Raw genomic sequence first — 21,505 nt, forward strand, 5'->3', positions numbered from 1 at the left:
TTTTTTTGATTAGAAAACGTCGAAATGATATTTTGTGTCGCTTTGTGCTATAATAGAGAAATGAAAGCGAGTGATGTTATGATTCGAGTATCTCAAATCAAGATTTCAATTGATGATCCGATTGAAAAAGTAAAAGAGTTATTATTAAAACAATTGAAGTTAAAAGAAAGCGACTTATTAGAATATAGAATTTATAAACAATCGATTGACGCCCGTCGCCGTGGAAAGTTAGATTTTGTTTATACGGTAGATATTGCGGTTAAAGATGAAGCGAAAATTTTAGCTAGAAAGTTACCAAATGTTTCGATTACACCAGATATCGAATATAAATATCCTGAAATGGGAACTGAAGTCATGAAACATCGTCCAGTTGTTGTTGGATTCGGTCCAGCAGGAATGTTTTCTGCTTTAATTTTAGCTGAGATGGGCTATTGTCCAATCGTTTTAGAGCGTGGAGGAGCGGTTGAAGATCGTGTCCGTTCAATTTCTGAGTTTTGGAGTGAAGGAAAACTAGATCCTAATTCAAATGTTCAGTTTGGTGAAGGTGGGGCTGGGACATTTTCTGATGGAAAATTAACGACACGTGTTAAAGATTTACGTGGACGTAAAGTGTTAGAAGCCTTAGTCGAGGCAGGTGCACCAGAAGATATTTTATATATGGCCCACCCGCACGTTGGAACTGATTTATTACGTAATATTGTTAAAAATATTCGTGAAAAAATCATTTCATTAGGTGGAGAAGTTCGCTTTAATACACAAGCCACAGGGTTTATTATCGATGATGGACAAATCACAGGGGTTAAAATTAAAGGTGGCGAAATCATCGAAACGGAGCATGTTATTGTCGCGATTGGACATAGTGCACGTGATACGTTCTATGAGTTATATGAAAGTGGTGTTCATTTTACAGCTAAACCATTTGCTGTTGGTGTTCGCGTGGAGCATCCCCAATCATTAATTGATGTGGCACAGTATAAAGAATTTGCTGGACATGAAAAATTAGGAGCAGCCGAATATCGATTAACGCATACAGCATCAAATGGACGAGGGGTGTATACATTCTGTATGTGTCCAGGTGGATTAGTTGTTCCATCAAGTTCTGAAAAGGGTCGCTTAGTAACGAATGGAATGAGTGAACATGCCCGTGATCAAGACAATGCAAATAGTGCGTTACTTGTTCAAGTATTCCCAGAAGACTTTGGTTCAGATCACCCGTTAGCAGGTGTGGAGTTCCAACGTCGCTTAGAAGAAAAAGCTTTTGGATTAGGTGGAAGTAACTATACAGCCCCAGCCCAATTAGTCGGTGATTTCTTAAAAGGACAAGCCTCTAAAAAGTTAGGATCAGTGACGCCGTCATATGCCTTAGGTGTTAAATTAACGAACTTACGTCGTTTATTACCTGATTATATTACGGATGCAATGGCAGATGGATTACAAGCCTTTGATCGTAAATTAAAAGGATTTGCCATGGATGATGCTGTTATGACAGGAGTAGAATCACGTTCATCCTCACCTGTTCGTATGGATCGTGACAGTGAAACGTTACAGTCATTAACTGTTAAAGGGCTATATCCATCCGGTGAAGGGGCAGGCTTCGCAGGTGGAATTGTCTCAGCTGGAATCGATGGAATCAAATGTGCGGAGGCTATGATTAAACAATTTAAAAAAATGAGCTAAAATAGTCAAATAGCGTCATAAATTTCGATTAACTTATCATATTATGTTAAGAGTATCTGAATTCTTAACAACTAATGTGCGAGGTGAAATTTATGGCGCGTCTTTTATATATTAAAGCTAATCCTAAGCCATGCGATCAATCATTGACCTATCGCTTAAGTGACTTCTTTATTCAAGCGTACCAACAAGCTCATCCGACAGATGAGGTAGAGGTGCTTGACTTATATCAAACGATTATGCCTATCATGGATTATGAACGATTGTCTCGTTATAATCAAGGAATAGAAACAGAGATTAAACAGATTGCTGAACAATTTAAATCTTATGATAAATGTGTCATTGCAGCTCCAGTGTGGAATCATAGTTTTCCTGCGATGTTAAAGGTTTATTTAGATAACATTATTTATCGTCATGTGACGTTTACTTATCAAGATGAAAAAATGCTTGGTCTTTGTTCAGAGATGAAGGTGCTGTATATTACCTCATCTGGGCAAGTCTATGATGGAGAGCGAAAATTTTTAGATCATCATCAATCTCAAATTAAAGCTATTTTTGATTTAATTGGTCTCACTCAGGTTGAAGTGGTGGGACTGCTTGGTCGTAATCGATTATCTAACGAACAACTCCTTCAAGAAGTAGGAAAACTTCAAGGAGAGCTTCAACAAAAAGCTCAAATCTTTTAAGATGAACTCATAAGTAGAATCTAAGACTTAAGGATCCTATTTATGAGTTTTTTTGTGCTGTGGTCCAGGGTTCAGGGCATAAACTATTTGAAACATTCGTTTAAAGGCTCTTAAGTATTTCATTGTTCAAAGTCAATGGCGTTATTATAGGAAAGTTTGAAGGGATAATGATCAATGAACCGATTATCAATATGCTGAGATTTTTTGAGAAGTATGAGGCGATGGAATCTTTCTATTCATAGCTTAAATAGAGGATAGGACATAGAGTTTTATAGAAAATTGAATTAAATGAGATATCATTCATTAGAATCTTATACTTTTGAAAGATTAAAAATCACACAGTTTAACTGTGTGATTTTTAGCGTTCGATGGTAATGAGTTGGCCAGGTTGTAAAAATAAATTCTGATTCAAGGAAATAAGTTCATCAGGTGATAGTTTAAAGCGAATGAGAAGATCTCGAATGCACTCTCCTTCCGTAACGACATGAAGTTTTGAATTTGAAGGAAGAGGAACTTTGATTTGATGTTTCGTTTGAATGATGAGTGGCTTGTTTCCGTTAAGTTTGATTAATTGTTGTGGCGTGGTTTGAAACTTTGACGCAATCGTCCTGATAGTATCATCTGATTGAATTAAGTAGGTCGTTGTTGCAAATGTTTTTGATTCCATACGCTCACTTCCTTACAGTTTAGGACATCATTTCTACTATAATCTATGCAAAAAACATAGGCATTTGACTAATTTTTTGATAATGAAAACAACACATTTTAAGAAGAGGTGTCATAGGATGAGAGTAGAAAGGTAAGGAGGGAGGGATTAGGATGGTGGGAGTTGTGACAGTCTTAGTGATTTATTTAGTCGGCATGCATCTTCAAATGAATCAATCACTAAAACAGAAATTAACGCCAGACATTGATTATATTTTAATTTTAGGATCTTCATTAAGAAGTAATCATGTCACACAAACACTTCGTTCTCGATTGGAAAAAGGCGCAGAGCTTTTGAAAGAGCATCCACAGCTGATGGTTGTGGTCACGGGGGGTAAAGGAAGTGAAACCTTACCACCAGAAGCACATTTGATGCAAAAAGTGTTAATCGAAGAGTATGGAATTGAAAAAGAACGAATTATCATGGAAGATCAAGCGCATAATACGTTTGAAAATTTAATCTGGTCGAAACCGTTATTACCTAACCATAAAATTGCGATTGTGACAAATGAGTTTCATAGTATTCGTACGTCCTTTTTAGCGAAACGAATTGGGATGGATCATATGATTATAGGAGCCCCATCACCAATTCCGAAACGATATAAATGGGAGTTGCGAGAACATTTAGCGATTGTTAAATCATGGATTTTTGATCGAGAAAGATAACGATATTTTGTATCAATTGACGTTTTTAAGGCAAACTCTTGCACTTTAGGCGTGTTAGTCATATAATCTTCACATAACGGTAAAATGAGGTGAAGAAATGGAAGCATGTAGCTTAGAAGCCATTCATGATGATGTAGTTAAAAAAGTTAAAATAAAGATGCCAAACGATGATGATTTATTAAAATTATCTGATTTATATAAAGCCATGGGAGATTTAACTCGAATTCGTATTCTTTCAGCCCTTGTTCATTCAGAAATGTGTGTATGTGATTTAGCAGCATTACTTGAAATGACACAATCAGCCATTTCACATCAATTACGTGTTTTAAGACAGGCGCACTTAGTGAATTATCGTAAAGAGGGAAAAGTTGTTTATTACTCACTAGATGATGATCATATTAAAATGTTATATGAACAAGGATTAGTTCACGTGCTTCATCAGCATTAGACTAGATGAAGGAAAATAGCTTATAAACAGACGTCAGATGATGATTTATCTGGCGTTTTTTTTATTTGGACACATCGAATCTCCTATTTTTCTAGAGGTTTATAGTAAAGGAGGGGGAGAGCAATGTCGATGCATCGAATGTTAAGTGTAATTGCTGTAGTAGTATTAATTGATTTTGTAACGGGCTATGTCAAAGCATATTTGAAAGGGGAATTAAATAGCCCGATTGGATTAGACGGACTGATACGAAAAGCCGTGATTTTATTATCAATGGTCGTTTTGACTGTGCTCCATTATTTAATTGGCTTTAATCTAATTGAGTGGCTATCTGAAGGAATGGATTTAATTTTTATGACACTTAATATTACACCGATTACTCAGTTTTTTCTCTAGTTTAGACGAGTTTTAACCTATCCGTTTCATAGTAGAGATATTAACTTTAGTTATCTCCTTTAAAATAATATGGATAGAGATTCATCGTGAAAGTGATTCTGTGAATGAATTTAAGACAAATCATTTCAAAGATAATTAACGATAAATCGTTTGAGTTGTTTGTGAAAACGGCACGGATTAATGATGAAAACGTCTTAATCAAGTTGACGATAAGATAGGTGATAGTCGACGAACTTGATCAATGATGGATACCTCTTTAACAGGTCTCATTGAAAAAGCTATTTTTCAATCATCAAGAGAAGTGAGCAAAACAGCTATAAAGTATAAAGGGAATACGCCGAGGATGTCAAGTGCCTATACCATCCGCCTTTCTGGGGCATATACAATAAGAGGGCAGACTTATATTAGGAGTGAGGAGTGATAGAATGCCTTATATTGTAGTAGATGCAGGTCATGGTGGATGGGATAAAGGTGCTCATTTTGGTGCATACAATGAAAAAGATATTACTTTACGTGTGGCAACAAAAGTTAGTAATCGATTAAGACAAATTGGATTTCAGGTAACTCAATTACGGACGGATGATACATATATTGGAAATGCCTCAGCCAGAGGTCGTCAAATTGCTGAATTACAGCCTAACTTAGCGATTAGTATTCATGTCAATAGTGCTGGAGGTACAGGTGAATATAGCGGAGCTGAAATTTATGTACCGATTAAAGAAGATAGCGCCCGATTTGAATATTATTTAAGAGAAGAGCTTAGTCGCTTGAATGCTTTTCGAGAAATTTTCTCAAGAGCGTATACTGGTGAATTTTATGAACGTTATATTGATCCGCAAACATTAAGATTTACACAAACTTATAATTATACTGACTATTATGGTATTATTCGAGAAGCTTGGCGTGGTGGGGTTTCTTGTGATATTATCGAAATGTTTTATCTAGATAATGAAAGTGATTTATATACTTTCTTAAATCAAGAAGATGCTTATGTTGAGGCGATTGTTGTAGCCTTAAGTAAAGCATTCAATATGAATTATCAACGCGAGTTGCGACATGAAGTGGTTGATCGTCCAGAACCTTTAAAAACAGAGACTTATTATCGTGTGGTTTGTGGATCTTATTCTGATTTAAATGAGGCGAAAAAAGTTCAACAAGCATTAGTTCATTCGAATTATCCAGGCGTATGGATTCAACCTGTTGAAATGAAAAGATAATGGGAAAAAGACTTCATTTGAAGTCTTTTTTTTGTGTTATAATGAAAGATATTATTAAGATGGAGCGCAAAACATGACAGTAGAAACATTAAACATGAAAGACTTAGAAATAACCATCATTCGTAAACCGATTAAAAATATGTATTTGAGAGTGCGTCGTAGCGGGGATATTGAAATCTCAGCTTCACCTCATATAACGCAAGAGATGATTGAATCATTTGTATTAGCCAAATGGTCATGGATTATGGCGAAGCGACAGGCGGTATTAAGCGCACCGAGTCAAACATTAGAGACAGATGAGATTTTATATTTTGGTTCTCCACTAAAAGTTAAACGATTATCTCACTCACGGGTGGCGATTAAAGTAGAAGAGGATCAATTACTTCTTAGTGTTCCTAGAGCCTATTCGGATGAAAAAGCAATCGTCGCAGCAAAAAATTGGATGTTTAAACAATTACAACAGAAGATTACTGACTATATAACGTATTACTGGCCTTATTTTGAAAAGCAGGGCATTCTTTCTGTAGAGATTAAGTATCGTCAAATGACTTCAACATGGGGTGTGTGCCGTCCAACAAGAGGAACGATTACGTTTAATAAGAATCTGATTCACCAGCCTGATGCTTTTATTGAGTATGTTGTTGTGCATGAACTTAGTCATTTGCTACAGCCTAACCATAGTCATCGTTTTTATGAGCTAGTTGAATTTCTTTTACCACAGTGGAAGGAATTTGAGTCGAAAAAAGTTTAAAAAAATATCGAAAATAGGTTTATTTTTCCGGTTGATGTGAATATAGTGAAGTATAGACAAAGAGGTCTTAGTTAATAAAAACTTGGTGTGAACAATGGCGTTCTTCGAAAGAAGTTCGCCTTTTTTGATTTTCTTTTGAGCTCAAAGACAATCGCGCATCGCCCGAATTTACTTTTTATTTTATAGTAAAGGAATTGACACCAGTTGGTGTGAAATTTAAGGAGGGAAAGATTATGACGGTTGATCTTAATGTAATTATTGATACTTTATGGGTAGTTATTGCTTCCGTTTTAGTATTTTCGATGCAAGCAGGTTTTGCTTTAGTAGAAAGTGGGTTTACACGGTCTAAAAATGCAGCCAATATTATGATGAAGAATTTCATGGATTATTCTATTGGGGCATTAGTCTTCTTCGTTTTTGGTTTCTCACTCATGTTTAATGGATCAAATTTTGGATTATTTGGGACACCTGATTTATTCGTTTCAGGGGATTACAGTGGATTGGGATTAATTATTCCATTATTAGCATTTGTCTTTTTCCAAACCGTTTTCTGTTCAACGTCGGTAACGATTGTTTCAGGGGCTGTTGCAGAACGTATGAAATTTTCAACGTATCTTGTCTTTAGTGCGATTATGACGGCTATTATTTATCCAATCAGTGGTCATTGGGTATGGGGTGGCGGATGGCTAGCTCAACTTGGATTCCATGATTTTGCTGGGTCATCTGTTGTTCATGCATTAGGTGGATTCGCCGCTTTAGCAGGAGTGAAATTATTAGGAGCACGTCAAGGTAAATTTAATCCAGATGGTAGTTCAAATACCATTCATGGTCATGGGTTAACTTTAGCTGCTATGGGGGTTTTTGTCTTATGGATTGGGTGGTTTGGATTTAATGCAGGTTCAACGTTAACGGCAAGTGATCCAGAAGCGATTGCCCATGTTATGATGACGACCAATTTAGCACCAGCAGCCGCAGCGGTTACGACATTAGTTATTTCATGGATTAAAGATAAACCAAGTGTTGGAGCTGCCATGAATGGGGCTTTAGCTGGTTTAGTTGGGGTAACTGCAGGATGTGATCTTGTCTCACCACTTGGAGCCATTGTCATTGGGATTGTCTCAGGTGTTGTGATGATGGTTGGTTCTGATTTACTTGAACGTAAATTTAAATTAGATGATGCTGTAGGAGCTATTCCAGTTCATGGTTTCTGTGGAGTCGTTGGTACTATTTTAACTGGATTACTTGCTACAACTGATGGATTACTGTACGGTGGTGGTGTAAGCTTCTTCGGTATTCAAGTATTAGGTGCTTTAGTGATTGCTACTTGGGGATTTGTTTCATCATTTATTATTTTTATAGCTTTAAAACGTATTATGGGACTTCGCGTCACAAAAGAAGAAGAACGTCAAGGGCTTGATTTATCTGAGCATGGTGAATCTGCTTATGCTGAATTTTAGTAGGAAATGAAGAAGAATAATAAATGAAGAATCAAGGGGCTATCTCATTTTGAGACAGCCCTATTTTTTATGCGTCATCCACACGAATTTAAAACGGATCCTAAAATAAAAGGATAAGAGGGGGAATTGATGTGTTATAATGAAGTTTTAAAAAACAATAGCTCAAATTGTAGGGAGGATATTTTTTTGAATCAGTTTTTAGAACAAATTGATTATGTGATTGAATTAATCGAACAGGCAAATTGGACTGATTATTTAATTTTCATACTTGCTTATGTTATTTTAGTCTTAGGGTTACTAGGAAGTTTAAAAAAGAATCAACGTCAGGTTTGGTATAATTGTGTCTGGTTATTTGTATGCCCTCCGTTAGGTATTTATTTAGTTAAACATAATCGCAGAATTAAAAAGAAGAAAAAACAAGAGTTGATACGTTATTCGCTCACTGGATGGGCAATTGTATTATCAGCTATTTTCATCTATTTAGGATGGATGCCACACCCTAACTATCAAGAGGTTGAAACATATCAAGATAGTCATTTAGTAAAGCGTCCGAATGATTTGAATTTGGAAGTCCATTTTATTGATATCGGTCAAGGAGATGCCACTTTAATTGTTTATGATGATTTTCATCTTTTAATTGATGGTGGGAATAACGGATCTGAAGCAAAATTGTTAAACTATTTGAAAAAAGTTGGCGTTGATGATATCGAAATTTTAGTCGCGACTCATCCAGATTCTGATCATATCGGAGGTTTAGCCGAAGTGATGGCAGAATATCGCGTTCATTTGATTATTGATTCTGGAGAGTCTCACTCTTCTCAAACCTATAAGGCTTATTTTGAAGCGGTTAAACAGCAACAAGAGCAAGGTGCTATTTATCTTGAAGATGCTGATATGATCTTTGAATTAAGTGATCAGATTACATTTGAAGTCATTGAAACTGGTGATGATAATGGGGATCGAAATAATAATTCAGTGTTAACAAAGCTAAGCTATCAAGACATTGACTTTTTATTTACAGGAGATATGGAATCAAAGACAGAGGAAAAAATCTTATATCGTGATTTAGAGGCTGAGATTTTAAAAGCTGGTCATCATGGGTCACAGACTTCAAGTTCGATAGACTTTTTACAAGAGGTTCAACCTGAAGTCGTCGTCATTAGTGCCGGATTAAATAATAGTTATGGACATCCCCATCGAGCACTATTAGAACGTGTCAACCGTTATACTGATGAGGTTTACGTTACCTATGAAAAGGGGAATATAGTTGTGACGACAGATGGTTTAACTTATCAAGTTGATTTTAAATAAATGGATGAATAAAGTAATCATGATTAAATTGACTATATACGATAAGATGACAAATAGTGATTAGTAGAAACTTATTAAATATGTATGTCTCATGAAAAATGTAGAAAAATAAAAGTAGCCATTTGGCTACTTTTATTTTTGATAGGATCGGGTGATGTGATGAGACGCATAGGATTAATAGGTTTATTATTAGTCAGTATCTGTTTAGCTGGTATCGTGAGACCAGTACAGGCTCAACAAGAAGATCGTCAAGAACATGATTATGTTGGATTTTATGGCATGGATCCAGAAACCTTTGATTATTTATATACTTATAAAACCGTGGATTCTTTACATTTTGCTAACTTTATTGATGGGTTGCTTGAACATGATACGTATGGAAATTTAGTGGGTGCGATGGCAACGCATTGGGAAGGGAATGAAGATTCAACGATTTGGCGATTTGATCTTCGCCAAGGGGTCTATTGGTATACAGATGAAGGTGAAGAATACGCTGAGGTGACGGCTCAAGATTTTGTCACAGGCCTTCAACATGCGGCCGATTTTCAATCGCAGACGCTTTATCTCGTTCAATCGGTCATTAAAAATTTAGACGCTTATGTGAATGGAGAGATTCCGTTTAGTGAAGTCGGGGTGAAGGCGGTGGACAAGTATACACTGGAGTATCAGTTGAATCAACCGACGCCTTATTTTCCAACCATGACGACTTATTCTATTTTGTTGCCTGTTAACCAAAGTTTTTTAGAATCAAAAGGATTAGGATGTAAATTAGGAGAACCAGAATATTCGAGTTGCCAGTTTGGTGTCGCTAAGCCAGAATCCATTTTATATAATGGAGCCTATTTTCTAAAAAACTTTACTTCAAAATCAATTATTGAATATGAAGCTAACCCAAATTATTGGGACCGTGATTCCGTTTATATTCCAAATGTGAAGTTGATTTATTGTCAGCAAGCGGATCCGACGACTTTATTTTTAGCCTTTGATCGTGGAGAAATTGTTTCTGCCCCATTAGATGTGAATAATCCTCCACTGGTTAAAAGTGCGAGAGAAAAGTATGGGGATTCTATTTTTGTCACCGATACTAATGGGTCTGTGGCGTTTGTAACTTTTGTCTTTAATCGCCAACAGTATCATTCGCCATTAGATAGCCGTCAAGATGTTTCCCCAAAAACGGATCAGCAAAAAGCGGATACGAAAGCAGCCATTTTAAATACTTCATTTCGTCGAGCGATTATGCGGGCGATTGATACAGAATCAATCAATATGCAAGTGGTAGGGGAAGAGCTAAAAAAAATTTCATTAAGAAATACATTAACTCAGCCGACGTTCGTTCAAACGAGTGATGGTGATTGTTATGGTAAGTTAGTGAGTGACTCGTTGAAGGGACTAAATCCGGTATTATACTCTAAACAGCTGAGCTTAGACGATGGACAGATGGCATTTTTTAATCCAGAACAGGCGAAAGAGCAATTAGCAATTGCTAAACAAGAATTGATAGCACAAGGTGTGACATTTCCCATTTATTTAGATGTGATTATAAATAGTGAAAGTGACGGAAGTTTCCGAAGTGCGCAAGCTTTAAAACAAAGTATTGAACAACATTTAGAGGGGGAGGTTTTAATTAATTTAATTATGAGCTCTCGTGAAAATTTATTAGCTTCTAAGACAGCTGAATTAGTCAATACTGATCTGGTCTTTTCAGCGGGATGGTCGCCTGATTATGGCGATCCTAAAAGTTATTTAGATATTTTAGATCCGGATAATGGAGATTTATTAAAAAGCTTTGGATTGAATCGATCAGCGATTCAGAGTCAGGAAGAAAAAGAGTTAAAGGAACAAATCGGTCTGTATGTTTTTAAAGAATTAAAAGAAGCAGCAAATTTAGAGGTTCGTGATATGGATAAGCGTTATGAACGCTATGCTGATGCTGAGGCCTATGCTCTTGATCAAGCGTATTTTATTCCTCTTTATGCCTCAGGTGGAAGCTATGCTGTCTCTCGAATTATTCCTTATACGAAGTCTTATAGTCCGTATGGATTATCACCGATGAAATTTAAACGAATGCAACTCAGTGACAGGATTGTAACGCTTGAAGAACGAAACAAACGTTATGAAAAATGGTCAACGGTTCGTCAAGAACAGTTGAAATCAAAATCCATCAATGGTGCTGTTGAAAATTAACAGATGAAAAATATGAAAATTTTCTTTTCATTAATTAAAATGTTAGATATAATCGAAGAAGAAAAATTTCAATCGACATGAAGAGACTTCATGTTTGAAAGGAGAGCCATTAATGAGTGTTTTAAACGTTACAAACTTAAGTCATGGGTTTGGGGATCGTGCTATTTTTGAAAATGTATCATTCCGTTTATTAAAAGGAGAGCATGTTGGATTAATCGGAGCCAATGGTGAAGGAAAATCAACATTTATGAATATTATTACTGGAAAATTAGTACCAGATGAAGGGAAAGTTGAATGGTCACGTAATGTGCGCGTTGGTTATTTAGATCAGCATGTGTCATTACAAGAAGGAATGACGATTCGTGATGTCTTAAAAACGGCATTCCAATATTTATTTGATATGGAAGCAAAAATTAATGATTTATATATGAAAATGGCCGAGGTTGATCCAGAAGAAATGGATGCTTTATTAGAAGAAGTCGGTGTCCTTCAAGACATCTTATCAAACAACGACTTCTATGTCATTGATGCCAAAGTAGAAGAGGTAGCTAAAGGTTTAGGATTACAAGATATCGGATTAGATCGTGACGTGACGGAGTTAAGTGGAGGGCAACGTTCGAAAGTTTTACTTGCGAAATTATTACTTGAAAAGCCAGATATCTTATTATTAGATGAGCCGACAAACCACTTAGATGAGGCTCATATTACTTGGTTAACACGTTACTTACAAGAATACGAAAATGCCTTTATTTTAATTTCACATGATATCCCATTCTTAAATAGTGTCATCAATTTAATTTATCATATGGCAAATCAAGAGTTAAACCGTTATGTAGGAGATTATGATAACTTTGTTCGTATTTACGAAGCGAAAAAAGCACAATTAGAATCTGCTTATAAAAAACAACAACAAGAAATTGCTGATTTAAAAGATTTCGTGGCTCGTAACAAAGCTCGTGTTTCTACACGTAACATGGCCATGTCACGTCAAAAGAAATTAGACAAAATGGAAATCATTGAGTTAGCAGCTGAGCGTCCAAAACCAGAATTCAACTTCAAGATGGCTCGTACGTCAGGACGTTATATCTTTGAAACAAAAGATTTAGTGATTGGGTACAATGAACCATTATCGGCACCATTAAATTTAACAATGGAACGAGGACAAAAAATTGCGATTTGTGGAGCGAACGGAATTGGGAAAACAACGTTATTACGTAGTATCTTAGGTGAAATTCCTGCAATCTCAGGATCGGTTGAATTAGGTGAACATTTACATATCGGATACTTTGAGCAAGAAATCAAAGGTGGAAAAGATAAAACATGTTTACAAGAGTTCTGGGATGAGTTCCCACACTTAACACAAGGGGAAGCTCGTGCCGCTTTAGCTAAGTGTGGATTAACAACGAAACATATCGAAAGTAAAGTAATGGTTTTAAGTGGGGGAGAACAAGCGAAAGTTCGCCTTGCTAAATTAATTAACCGTGAAACAAATGTCTTAATTCTCGATGAGCCAACGAACCACTTAGATGTGGATGCAAAAGATGAATTAAAACGTGCCTTAAAAGAATATAAAGGAAGTGTCTTACTGATTTCCCATGAGCCTGAATTCTATCGCGATGTCGTGACAGATATTTGGGACGGAGAAAAATGGACGACTCGTTTAGTATAAAGTGAAAAAATGCGACCTTGTTAGGAGGTCGCATTTTTTGATAGAGTTAAGTTAACGACATCATGTCAAAAAGATAACGTTCTTATTGATTAAGATCGAATCATTAATTTGGGATGAAATGATATAAAGGTGATGGGTGGATCACTGATTAAAAGATAAAGCAAGGAATTTGATCTAGAGAATTATTTCCAAGATAGACTAGGCTCACTCGTTTGAAAATAGTCTAAAATATTAATTGAACATAATAGCCGACCACATGAATTAATGATCGATTTGAGGTGTATATTTTTATTTAATGTCTCTTATAATGAATTAGATGAATAAAAGTTGAGGGATAGCTATGAAAATAAGAATCAAACGAAAAGGGAATAAAATTTGGGTTCACTCGAGTATTTGTATTGTTTTAGGAGTCGGGGTTATTGGAGGGATTTGTTATAAACGGAGGCGTCAGAAATCCGTTGACTTGATGAAGGAAGTGGCGCTTTCTCTTTTTAATAATACGATTAATGAGAGAATGAGTCCGATAAAAAATGGTCAGTTAGAATGGCAGATTGAGATTAAGAAAATTCAAGTGATATCGGGAAATATAGAAGAGTTTATGGTTAAAATTGATTATGATTTAAATTTAATAGATGACCTAGAGTGTGAATATCAAACAGAACATTGGATGATGAGGATTAAACGAGGTGAAAATAAGGGATATGAAGTCGTTGAACAAGGAGAAGAGTTGTAAAGGGATGATGGAAGATTGCTTAAAACAGAACGCATATGGCCAAATGTTTGAAAATGTGATATAATGTAAAATATTGACAATAAATGTTGTTCTGGAGGGTAGCGGATGAAAAAGGGAGAGTTATACTATGTAAATGAAGTACACCGAGAACTAGAACGTGAAGATTTATTAAAAATAATTAAACAGGAGTTAAAGAAAAATCCCCATATTATTTCTGTTTTCTATAGTGACTTGATTGAAGGGTCCTCAGAGTTAGACCTTCATTTAAATCTTGTCGTTCAACCAGCATTTTATAAAGAGACATTACAACATAAGCGTGCTATTGCTTCGACTTTTGGGAAAGTCCTCTTTTTTGAGGAAGATATGAAGCAACAAAACACAATAATTGTCCATTATGAAAGTCTAGTGAAAGTCTTCGTCACATTCCATGATTTGAAAGAGATACAACCATCGATTGATTATAAGAAGATTATGATTGTTGATGATCCGTATGGCATCATGACCTATGCGTCTGAAGAGTCGAAAAATCTACAGTATACCTTAAGCTTCGAGGATTTAGATAGTTGGCGCACAAAGTTTTTCTCAAATTATTATGAATTTTATCGAAGTGTTTACGTTGATGAATCTTATAAGGCGAGACATTGTTTAAATGTCATGCGTTGGTTAGTTGCAACGATGTGGATGATTCAAGATGGGAATAAACCAAATGTTTATTTAGATTGGTCACATATGGAGGGAAGTGAATCCGTTTTAAAATTAGAACAACAAAAAAAATTAAAACAATGGGGATTTAGTCCATCGATTAAAGAGTTAGAAGAGGTTTTAAAATCGATTGTCGAAGAATTTTATCAGTTACATGAAGAATTTTGCGGAAAATTACACTTAGCTGAAGAACAGGATTATGTTTATCGTATTTTATCTCGTGCGAAACAATTCGGTTCAATTCAACCAGCGGTTTAAATGAAACGTCTCAGAGGGAATATTCCTTTTGAGACGTTTTTATCTGCTAGTTGATAACTGGAAGGATTATCATCTAGGAGTAGAGGAATAAAAAGTGTTATGATGGTAAAAAGGATAAATAGATAAGAATCAATTTTGAGTGTTAGCTTTTGCTTATGATGGTTTAAGAGGTTAACATTGACAGGGAAATGTTAACTATTTATCTGCTTTTATATAGAAATTTGGTGAAATGATGATTATTCGTAAAGGAATCAAAGAAGTCGTTAGTTACGTATATCAGCAAGGCGATTTAAATTTAGAATATTTTCAAGCGAATCGTGCGCAGTATGGAACAGAGGTTCATCAAGTCATCCAAGATCAATATTTAGATGAAGAGTGTGAAGTTTATTTAGAACATATTTTATCATTAGATGAACATGAGATTCATTTAAGTGGTCGAATGGATTTATTACTAGAGAGAGATGGAAGATGGATTGTTGGAGAAATTAAATCAACGACACGCAAGCTAGAAGTAATTGAAGAGAATGATCGACCAGCTCATTATGCTCAAGCCAAGATGTATGCTTATTTACTATTATGTCAGCATTTAGACTGGGAAGAAATAACGCTTCGATTGATCTATTGCGATTTAGAGGGCATTAATCAACGTTGTTTTGATCAAATATATACGAAAGAAATGTTAGAACCGTTTGTTCAAGAAACGTTACGTATTTACTTGGATTGGTACTTGATTTTATTACGTTCGATGGAGTTAAAATTAAAAACAGCTAAAACCTTACAGTTTCCATTTGGAGATTTTCGAGCTTATCAACGAGAGTTATCAGGGGCGGTTTATCAATGTGTTAAACAAAAGAAACGACTTTTATTACGAGCTCCAACAGGGATTGGCAAGACAATGGGAACTATTTTTCCAAGCATCAAAGCCTTAACAGAACATGAACAAAAAATCTTTTATTTAACTGCTAAAACGATTGGCCGTAGCGTGGCAGAAAAAGCCTTTGATACTTGCTTAGCCAATGGATGGCAAGCCAAAGTGACAACGATTACGGCAAAAGAGAAAATTTGTTTAATGGATGAAGTAAAATGCGATCCAAGCTATTGTTCTTATGCTAAAGGTTATTTTGATCGAATTAACGAAGCAACTAAAGATCTATTTGAGTCAGAACAACTGTTTAATCGTGATCGAATCGTGAGTTATGCTAAAAAGCACAGCGTCTGTCCATTTGAGTATTCGTTGGCAATGGCGTCGATTAGCGATGCCGTGATTGGAGATTATAACTACATGTTTGATCCACGTGCTTACCTCCGTCGCTTTTTTGATGAGCCGTCACCCCATATTGCCTTAATTGACGAGGCACATAATTTATATGATCGAGCTTGCGACATGTATAGTGCTTCCTTAACTAAGGCGCCGATTCAAGAGCTGAAACGTTTATTTAAAGACCGGCATAAACCATTAGCAAAGGTATTAGGGGCTTTGAATTTGAAATTTATTGAGTATCGTCATGAACTTGAAGAAAAGAAAGTTTATGATTTATTTAAAGATGATATAGATAAAGTTTTTTTAACAAAGATTCAATCCCTTCTTGATGCGTTGGAAAAATATTTATATCGGCACCCTGAGACTGAATATAAACCCCAATTAATGAATTTATATTTTGATTGTCATCAATTTTTGCGAATTTCTGATTATTACAATGACAGTTTTCGCGTTCGTTATGAACGATCGGGGATTGAAGTCAAGATAAGTCTGATTTGTTTAAATCCAAGCCTTTATTTAAGTGAAAAAATGGAGCGAGTTCGATCAAGTATTTTATTTTCAGCGACCTTACATCCACTGAGCTATTATCATACTGTCTTACTTCATGATGAGGAGTGTGAGCAAATCTTTTTACCCTCACCTTTTGATCGCGAGCATTTAGATTTATATGTCCATCATGGCATTTCAACGAAGTATAAGCAGCGGGATCAAACGCTTGCCCCCCTGATTTCAACAATTTATCAAGTAACTAGAAACCAGCAGGGGAATTATCTTGTATTCTTTCCATCGTATCAATATCTAGAGATGGTGTATGAGGCGTATAAAGAATTAATAGACGATGAGCAACGTTTATTAAAACAAGAGCGTGAGATGGATGAGTCAGCTCGTGAAGCCTTTTTAGATTCATTCCAAGCCAATTCTAGTGAAACTTTGGTGGCATTTGCTGTTTTAGGTGGTGTTTTTAGTGAAGGGATTGACCTTATTGGAAATCGACTGATTGGTTCTATTATTGTTGGAGTTGGACTTCCGCAAATTAATCCTTTGACGGAACAGCGTCGACTTTATTTTGAAGAAGCTTTTAAGAAAGGATATTTATATGCCTATCTTTATCCGGGGTTTAATAAAGTCATGCAAGCAGTAGGACGTGTCATTCGAACAAATGAAGATAGCGGGATTGTCATGATGATTGATGAACGTTATATTGAACCCACGTATTTATCACTCTTTCCTTATGAATGGCAACATGCAAAGTTTTTAAAATAATCGTCCCGACTAAAGACAGAGCTACGGCTCTGTTTTTATGTTTTAGTTTAGACTCATTGACTTTTATTTGTAAATATGGTAAAAATTTAGATATCTAAAAATTTGATATCTAACTATTTAAAAGAAAAGGAGGGATAACATGAAAGGAAAACTAGATGATAGTGCATCAAAATTATTGCATCGTGCGTTTATTCGGACATCAAAGATGCATCGAAAAGTTTGCCAACATCGATTTCAAGAATTAGGGTTGACAGAGGGTCAACCTAAAGTTTTAGATTATTTACATCATCATAATGGGTGTTCACAAAAAGATTTGGCCAAGCATTGTCATATTCAACCGGCCACTGCCACCAGTTTATTAAGTCATTTAGAAAGAAGTGGATTAATTTATCGTGAAGCAAATCAAGAGGATCGCCGAATTACGAATGTCTTTTTAACGGAGACTGGATTTGAAGCCCAAAAACAGGTGAAACAAACCTTTTGTGAAATTGATGAACGTTGTCTCTTAGGCTTTACAAAAGAGGAAAGAGAGGAAGTTCTTTGTTATTTGGATAGAATATACGAGAATTTAAGAAGAAGGGAGAGTTAATAGGATGTTGAAGTTATTAAAATATTTAAAGGGGCCAGCTATTTTTTATGCCATTTTGGCACCTATTTTGATGTTGCTAGAGGTTGCGATGGATTTAACCTTGCCAACCATGTTATCGAACATTGTAGACATTGGAATTGCTAATAGTGATATTAATTATGTGTTGACTGCAGGTGCAAAGATGATTCTATTTGCCTTTTTAGGGTTAATTGGAGGAGTGGGATGCTCTATTTTTTCAACTATTGCGGCAGTAAATTTAGGGCAAAATTTACGTGATGGATTATTCGCTAAAATTCAGTCCCTTTCATTTTTAGAATTAGATCATTTTAAAACATCATCATTAATTACACGTTTAACAAGTGATATTACTCAAGTTCAAACGATGGTGATGATGGGACTTCGTATTTTAGTTCGTGCGCCGTTACTTTGTATCGGGGGATTATGGATGGCCTACCGATTAAGTCAAAGCTTATCCATTGTGTTTGTAATTACGATTCCAATTATTTTAATTTTTGTTGCAATCGTGATGTCAAAATCTTTCCCGTTATTTAAAACGATGCAAGAAAAAATTGATAAAGTGAACAATGTGATGCGTGAAAACTTATTAGGAGTTCGTGTCATTAAAGCATTCACCATGGAGCATAAACAACGTGATCGCTTTAATGAGGCGAATGATGATTTAATGAGTCAAAGTATTCGTGCACAAAAAATTATGATTATTTTAAATCCAGTCGTCATGTTACTGGTTAACTTTAGTGTCATTGGTGTGTTGTGGTATGGGGGATATTTAGTTCAAGATGGCTTACTTGAAACGGGTAAAATCATGGCCTTTATTAATTATTTAACACAAATTATGATGTCTATGATGATGGTGATCATGATTTCGATGAATTTCTCACGTGCAAAAGCATCAGCTGATCGTATCAATGAAGTGTTTGCCACAAATTCAAGTATTCAAGAAAATGAAAAAACAGCTGAATTAACAAACTATGACATCGAATTTAAAAATGTTTCATTTAAGTATCATGAGCACAGTGAAGAAGTATTAAAAGATATTTCCTTTAAGATTAAGCAAGGCAATCAAGTCGGAATTATTGGTGGAACTGGATCGGGGAAAAGTTCATTAGTCAATTTAATTCCACGTCTTTATGATGTCAGCGAAGGGGAAGTCTTAATTGGTGGTCAAAATGTTAAAACATTAAGCCTGAGTGAGTTAAGAGATAAGATTGGAGTTGTTTTACAAGAAAGTATTTTATTCTCAGGAACGATTGCTTCAAACTTTAAATTTGGTTACCATGAGGCGACTCAAGATGAGTTAGATGATGCTGCAAAAGATGCTCAGGCAATGGAGTTTATCCAGGCGAAAGAAGATGGTTATGAAACAGTCGTTGAACAACGTGGAAAGAACTTATCAGGTGGACAGAAACAACGTGTTTCGATTGCAAGAACATTAATTCGTGATCCTAAAATTTTAATTTTAGATGATTCATCAAGTGCACTAGATATGGCAACCGAAAGTAAGTTGCAACGAGCCATTAAAGAGCGTATGAAAGAGAGTACGGTTATTATGATTGCGCAACGTATTTCAGCAGTGATGGATGCCGATCAGATTATTGTGTTAGATCAAGGTGAGATTTCAGGAATTGGAACTCATGAGGAATTATTAAAAACAAATGAAATCTATCGTAGTATTGCGATTTCACAATTAGGGGAGGAGGCTGTCAACCATGAGTAGACCGATGGGACCAGGACCAGGTGGACCAGGACCTGGTGGACGTTTTCACAAAGCTGAGAAGTTAAAAAATCCAAAATCAACTATTAAACGATTACTGGCTTATATGAGTCATAAAGTCTATGCTTTGATTATTGTGTTTATTTTATGTATTATTTCAACGATTGTCAGTGTTTTAGCCACAAACTATTATGGAAGCATCATTGATGATTATATTGTACCCGGTGATTTATCAGGGCTAAAAACAATCTGTATCTTTATCGGGTTGATTTACTTAATTAGTGTCATTGCCACTTACATTCAAAACTTAATTATGATTAAGTTATCTCAAGAAACAACGGCAGAAATTCGTCGTCAATTATTTAATAGCATGCAAAAGCTACCACTTCGCTTTTTTGATACACATTCAAGTGGTGACTTAATGAGTCGTTTAACGAATGATGTCGATAATATTAATATGACATTGTCTCAAAGTATTACTCAAATGTTTTCAGGTATTATTACGATCATTGGGATGCTGATTGCCATGATTGTTTTAAGTCCAACACTAACAGTCGTAGGATTATTAACGACACCATTGATGTTTTTAACGTCACGTTTTTTAGTGAAAAAAACACAGCCTTTCTTTATTAAACAACAACAAGATTTAGGAAGTCTCAATGGTTATATTGAAGAGATTGTTTCGGGACAAAAAGCGGTATTGTTATTCTCACAAGAGGAGGAAGTTGAGAAGGAGTTTGGAAAGATTAACCGCCGTTTAACAAAAAGTGCAATTATGGCGCAGGCTTTATCAGGATTCATGGGACCAGTGAATAACTTTATTAATAACCTTACTTTCTTGTTAGTGGCTGTTGTTGGTGGTGTTTTAGCTCTTACAACAACGAGTATTACAGTTGGAAATATTTTTGTGTTTATCTTATATATGAGAAACTTTACACGTCCAATCAATGAGATTTTAAATATTTTTAATACGGTTCAATCTGCATTAGCAGGAGCAGAACGTGTATTTGAGATTATGGATGAAACACCAGAAACAGATCGAGAAGGTGCTCATGATGTTGAGAAATTAGACGGGGATGTCATTTTAAATCATGTTAAGTTCTCGTATGATACAGGAAAAACAATTTTAAAAGATGCATGTATTCATGCGCGTCGAGGAGAAACAGTTGCCATTGTGGGACCAACAGGTGCAGGAAAAACGACGATTATTAACTTATTAACAAAGTTTTATGATATCGATTCGGGTGAAATTTTAATCGATGGTGAAAATATTGATCAAATTACTCGTGGAAGTTTAAGACGTAGTATTTCAATGGTCTTACAAGATATGTATTTATTCTCAGAAACGGTTCGTGAAAACATCCGTTATGGTCGTTTAGATGCAAGTGATGAAGAAGTTATCCAGGCTGCTAAAATGGCGAATGCCCATAAGTTCATTATGCAGTTACCGGATGGCTATGATACGGTTTTATCGGATAATGGAAGTAATTTATCTCAAGGACAACGACAATTACTAGCAATTGCGCGTGCCGTATTATCACAAGCTTCTATTTTAATTTTAGATGAGGCAACATCGTCGATTGATACGCGAACAGAAGTTGAAATTCAAAAAGCAATGCTTCGTTTAATGGAAGGTAAGACAACCTTTGTGATTGCGCATCGTTTAAGTACGATTCGTAATGCTGATCAAATTTTGGTCTTAAATCAAGGAGAAATCATTGAACAAGGAAATCATGAAACATTACTAGCAATCGATGGTTTTTATGCTAATTTATATAATAGTCAATTTAGACAGTAAAAAAACAA

Annotated in this window: 18 protein-coding genes; 17 read left to right on the forward strand and 1 reads right to left on the reverse strand. The window is 35.5% G+C overall.

Annotated elements, in window-relative coordinates; translation table 11 throughout:
* Positions 1-78 precede the first annotated feature (78 nt).
* Positions 79-1,677 (forward strand): NAD(P)/FAD-dependent oxidoreductase, encoded by a 1,599-nt coding sequence (locus tag AT726_RS10680; RefSeq protein WP_055242653.1) that lies wholly within the window; start codon positions 79-81, stop codon positions 1,675-1,677.
* 74 nt (positions 1,678-1,751) lie between these two features.
* Positions 1,752-2,360: an FMN-dependent NADH-azoreductase gene (locus AT726_RS10685; RefSeq protein ID WP_237297094.1), complete on the forward strand. Its 609-nt coding sequence runs from the start codon at positions 1,752-1,754 to the stop codon at positions 2,358-2,360.
* Between the two features lie 358 nt (positions 2,361-2,718).
* On the opposite strand, the gene AT726_RS10690 is transcribed toward AT726_RS10685, so the two are convergent.
* The gene (locus tag AT726_RS10690; RefSeq protein ID WP_055242589.1) at positions 2,719-3,027 is read right to left on the reverse strand and encodes a LysM peptidoglycan-binding domain-containing protein; all 309 of its coding nucleotides are present in this window, start codon (positions 3,025-3,027) and stop codon (positions 2,719-2,721) included.
* Between the two features lie 152 nt (positions 3,028-3,179).
* Here AT726_RS10690 and AT726_RS10695 point away from each other — a divergent pair, with 152 nt between their 5' ends.
* The 15 genes from AT726_RS10695 to AT726_RS10770 all read left to right on the forward strand — a co-directional run bounded on the left by AT726_RS10695 (position 3,180) and on the right by AT726_RS10770 (position 21,497).
* Complete coding sequence (locus tag AT726_RS10695; RefSeq protein WP_068759551.1) at positions 3,180-3,731, forward strand: YdcF family protein; 552 nt, start codon at positions 3,180-3,182, stop codon at positions 3,729-3,731.
* Positions 3,732-3,828: 97 nt separating this feature from the next.
* A complete protein-coding gene (locus tag AT726_RS10700) occupies positions 3,829-4,179 on the forward strand; it encodes an ArsR/SmtB family transcription factor (protein ID WP_055242593.1) in 351 nt (116 codons plus the stop codon).
* Between the two features lie 123 nt (positions 4,180-4,302).
* Complete coding sequence (locus tag AT726_RS10705) at positions 4,303-4,572, forward strand: phage holin family protein (RefSeq protein ID WP_055305688.1); 270 nt, start codon at positions 4,303-4,305, stop codon at positions 4,570-4,572.
* Between the two features lie 425 nt (positions 4,573-4,997).
* The gene (locus AT726_RS10715) at positions 4,998-5,789 is read left to right on the forward strand and encodes an N-acetylmuramoyl-L-alanine amidase (protein ID WP_055242596.1); all 792 of its coding nucleotides are present in this window, start codon (positions 4,998-5,000) and stop codon (positions 5,787-5,789) included.
* 73 nt (positions 5,790-5,862) lie between these two features.
* Positions 5,863-6,540 (forward strand): M48 family metallopeptidase, encoded by a 678-nt coding sequence (locus AT726_RS10720; protein WP_237297095.1) that lies wholly within the window; start codon positions 5,863-5,865, stop codon positions 6,538-6,540.
* 233 nt (positions 6,541-6,773) lie between these two features.
* Positions 6,774-7,997 (forward strand): ammonium transporter, encoded by a 1,224-nt coding sequence (locus AT726_RS10725; protein WP_068759552.1) that lies wholly within the window; start codon positions 6,774-6,776, stop codon positions 7,995-7,997.
* A gap of 186 nt (positions 7,998-8,183) precedes the next feature.
* Positions 8,184-9,308 carry a ComEC/Rec2 family competence protein gene (locus AT726_RS10730; RefSeq protein WP_068759786.1) on the forward strand — a complete coding sequence of 375 codons (1,125 nt, stop codon included), beginning with the start codon at positions 8,184-8,186 and terminating at the stop codon, positions 9,306-9,308.
* A gap of 84 nt (positions 9,309-9,392) precedes the next feature.
* Positions 9,393-11,492 carry a peptide ABC transporter substrate-binding protein gene (locus tag AT726_RS10735; RefSeq protein WP_237297096.1) on the forward strand — a complete coding sequence of 700 codons (2,100 nt, stop codon included), beginning with the start codon at positions 9,393-9,395 and terminating at the stop codon, positions 11,490-11,492.
* Between the two features lie 112 nt (positions 11,493-11,604).
* A complete protein-coding gene (locus AT726_RS10740) occupies positions 11,605-13,161 on the forward strand; it encodes an ABC-F family ATP-binding cassette domain-containing protein (RefSeq protein WP_055242602.1) in 1,557 nt (518 codons plus the stop codon).
* A gap of 340 nt (positions 13,162-13,501) precedes the next feature.
* The gene (locus AT726_RS10745) at positions 13,502-13,894 is read left to right on the forward strand and encodes a hypothetical protein (RefSeq protein WP_055242604.1); all 393 of its coding nucleotides are present in this window, start codon (positions 13,502-13,504) and stop codon (positions 13,892-13,894) included.
* A 105-nt stretch (positions 13,895-13,999) separates the two neighbouring features.
* Positions 14,000-14,854, forward strand: coding sequence for a hypothetical protein (locus AT726_RS10750; RefSeq protein WP_068759554.1), 855 nt, complete (start codon positions 14,000-14,002; stop codon positions 14,852-14,854).
* Positions 14,855-15,083: 229 nt separating this feature from the next.
* A complete protein-coding gene (locus AT726_RS10755; protein ID WP_237297097.1) occupies positions 15,084-17,378 on the forward strand; it encodes an ATP-dependent DNA helicase in 2,295 nt (764 codons plus the stop codon).
* 139 nt (positions 17,379-17,517) lie between these two features.
* Positions 17,518-17,967 carry a MarR family winged helix-turn-helix transcriptional regulator gene (locus AT726_RS10760; protein ID WP_068759556.1) on the forward strand — a complete coding sequence of 150 codons (450 nt, stop codon included), beginning with the start codon at positions 17,518-17,520 and terminating at the stop codon, positions 17,965-17,967.
* Positions 17,968-17,971: 4 nt separating this feature from the next.
* Positions 17,972-19,702, forward strand: coding sequence for an ABC transporter ATP-binding protein (locus tag AT726_RS10765; protein ID WP_068759557.1), 1,731 nt, complete (start codon positions 17,972-17,974; stop codon positions 19,700-19,702).
* Positions 19,695-21,497 carry an ABC transporter ATP-binding protein gene (locus tag AT726_RS10770; RefSeq protein WP_068759558.1) on the forward strand — a complete coding sequence of 601 codons (1,803 nt, stop codon included), beginning with the start codon at positions 19,695-19,697 and terminating at the stop codon, positions 21,495-21,497. The genes AT726_RS10765 and AT726_RS10770 overlap by 8 nt, the downstream gene beginning before the upstream one ends.
* Positions 21,498-21,505: the final 8 nt, after the last annotated feature.

The sequence above is a fragment of the Turicibacter sp. H121 genome (assembly GCF_001543345.1).
In the GTDB taxonomy this organism is placed as follows: domain Bacteria; phylum Bacillota_I; class Bacilli_A; order MOL361; family Turicibacteraceae; genus Turicibacter; species Turicibacter bilis.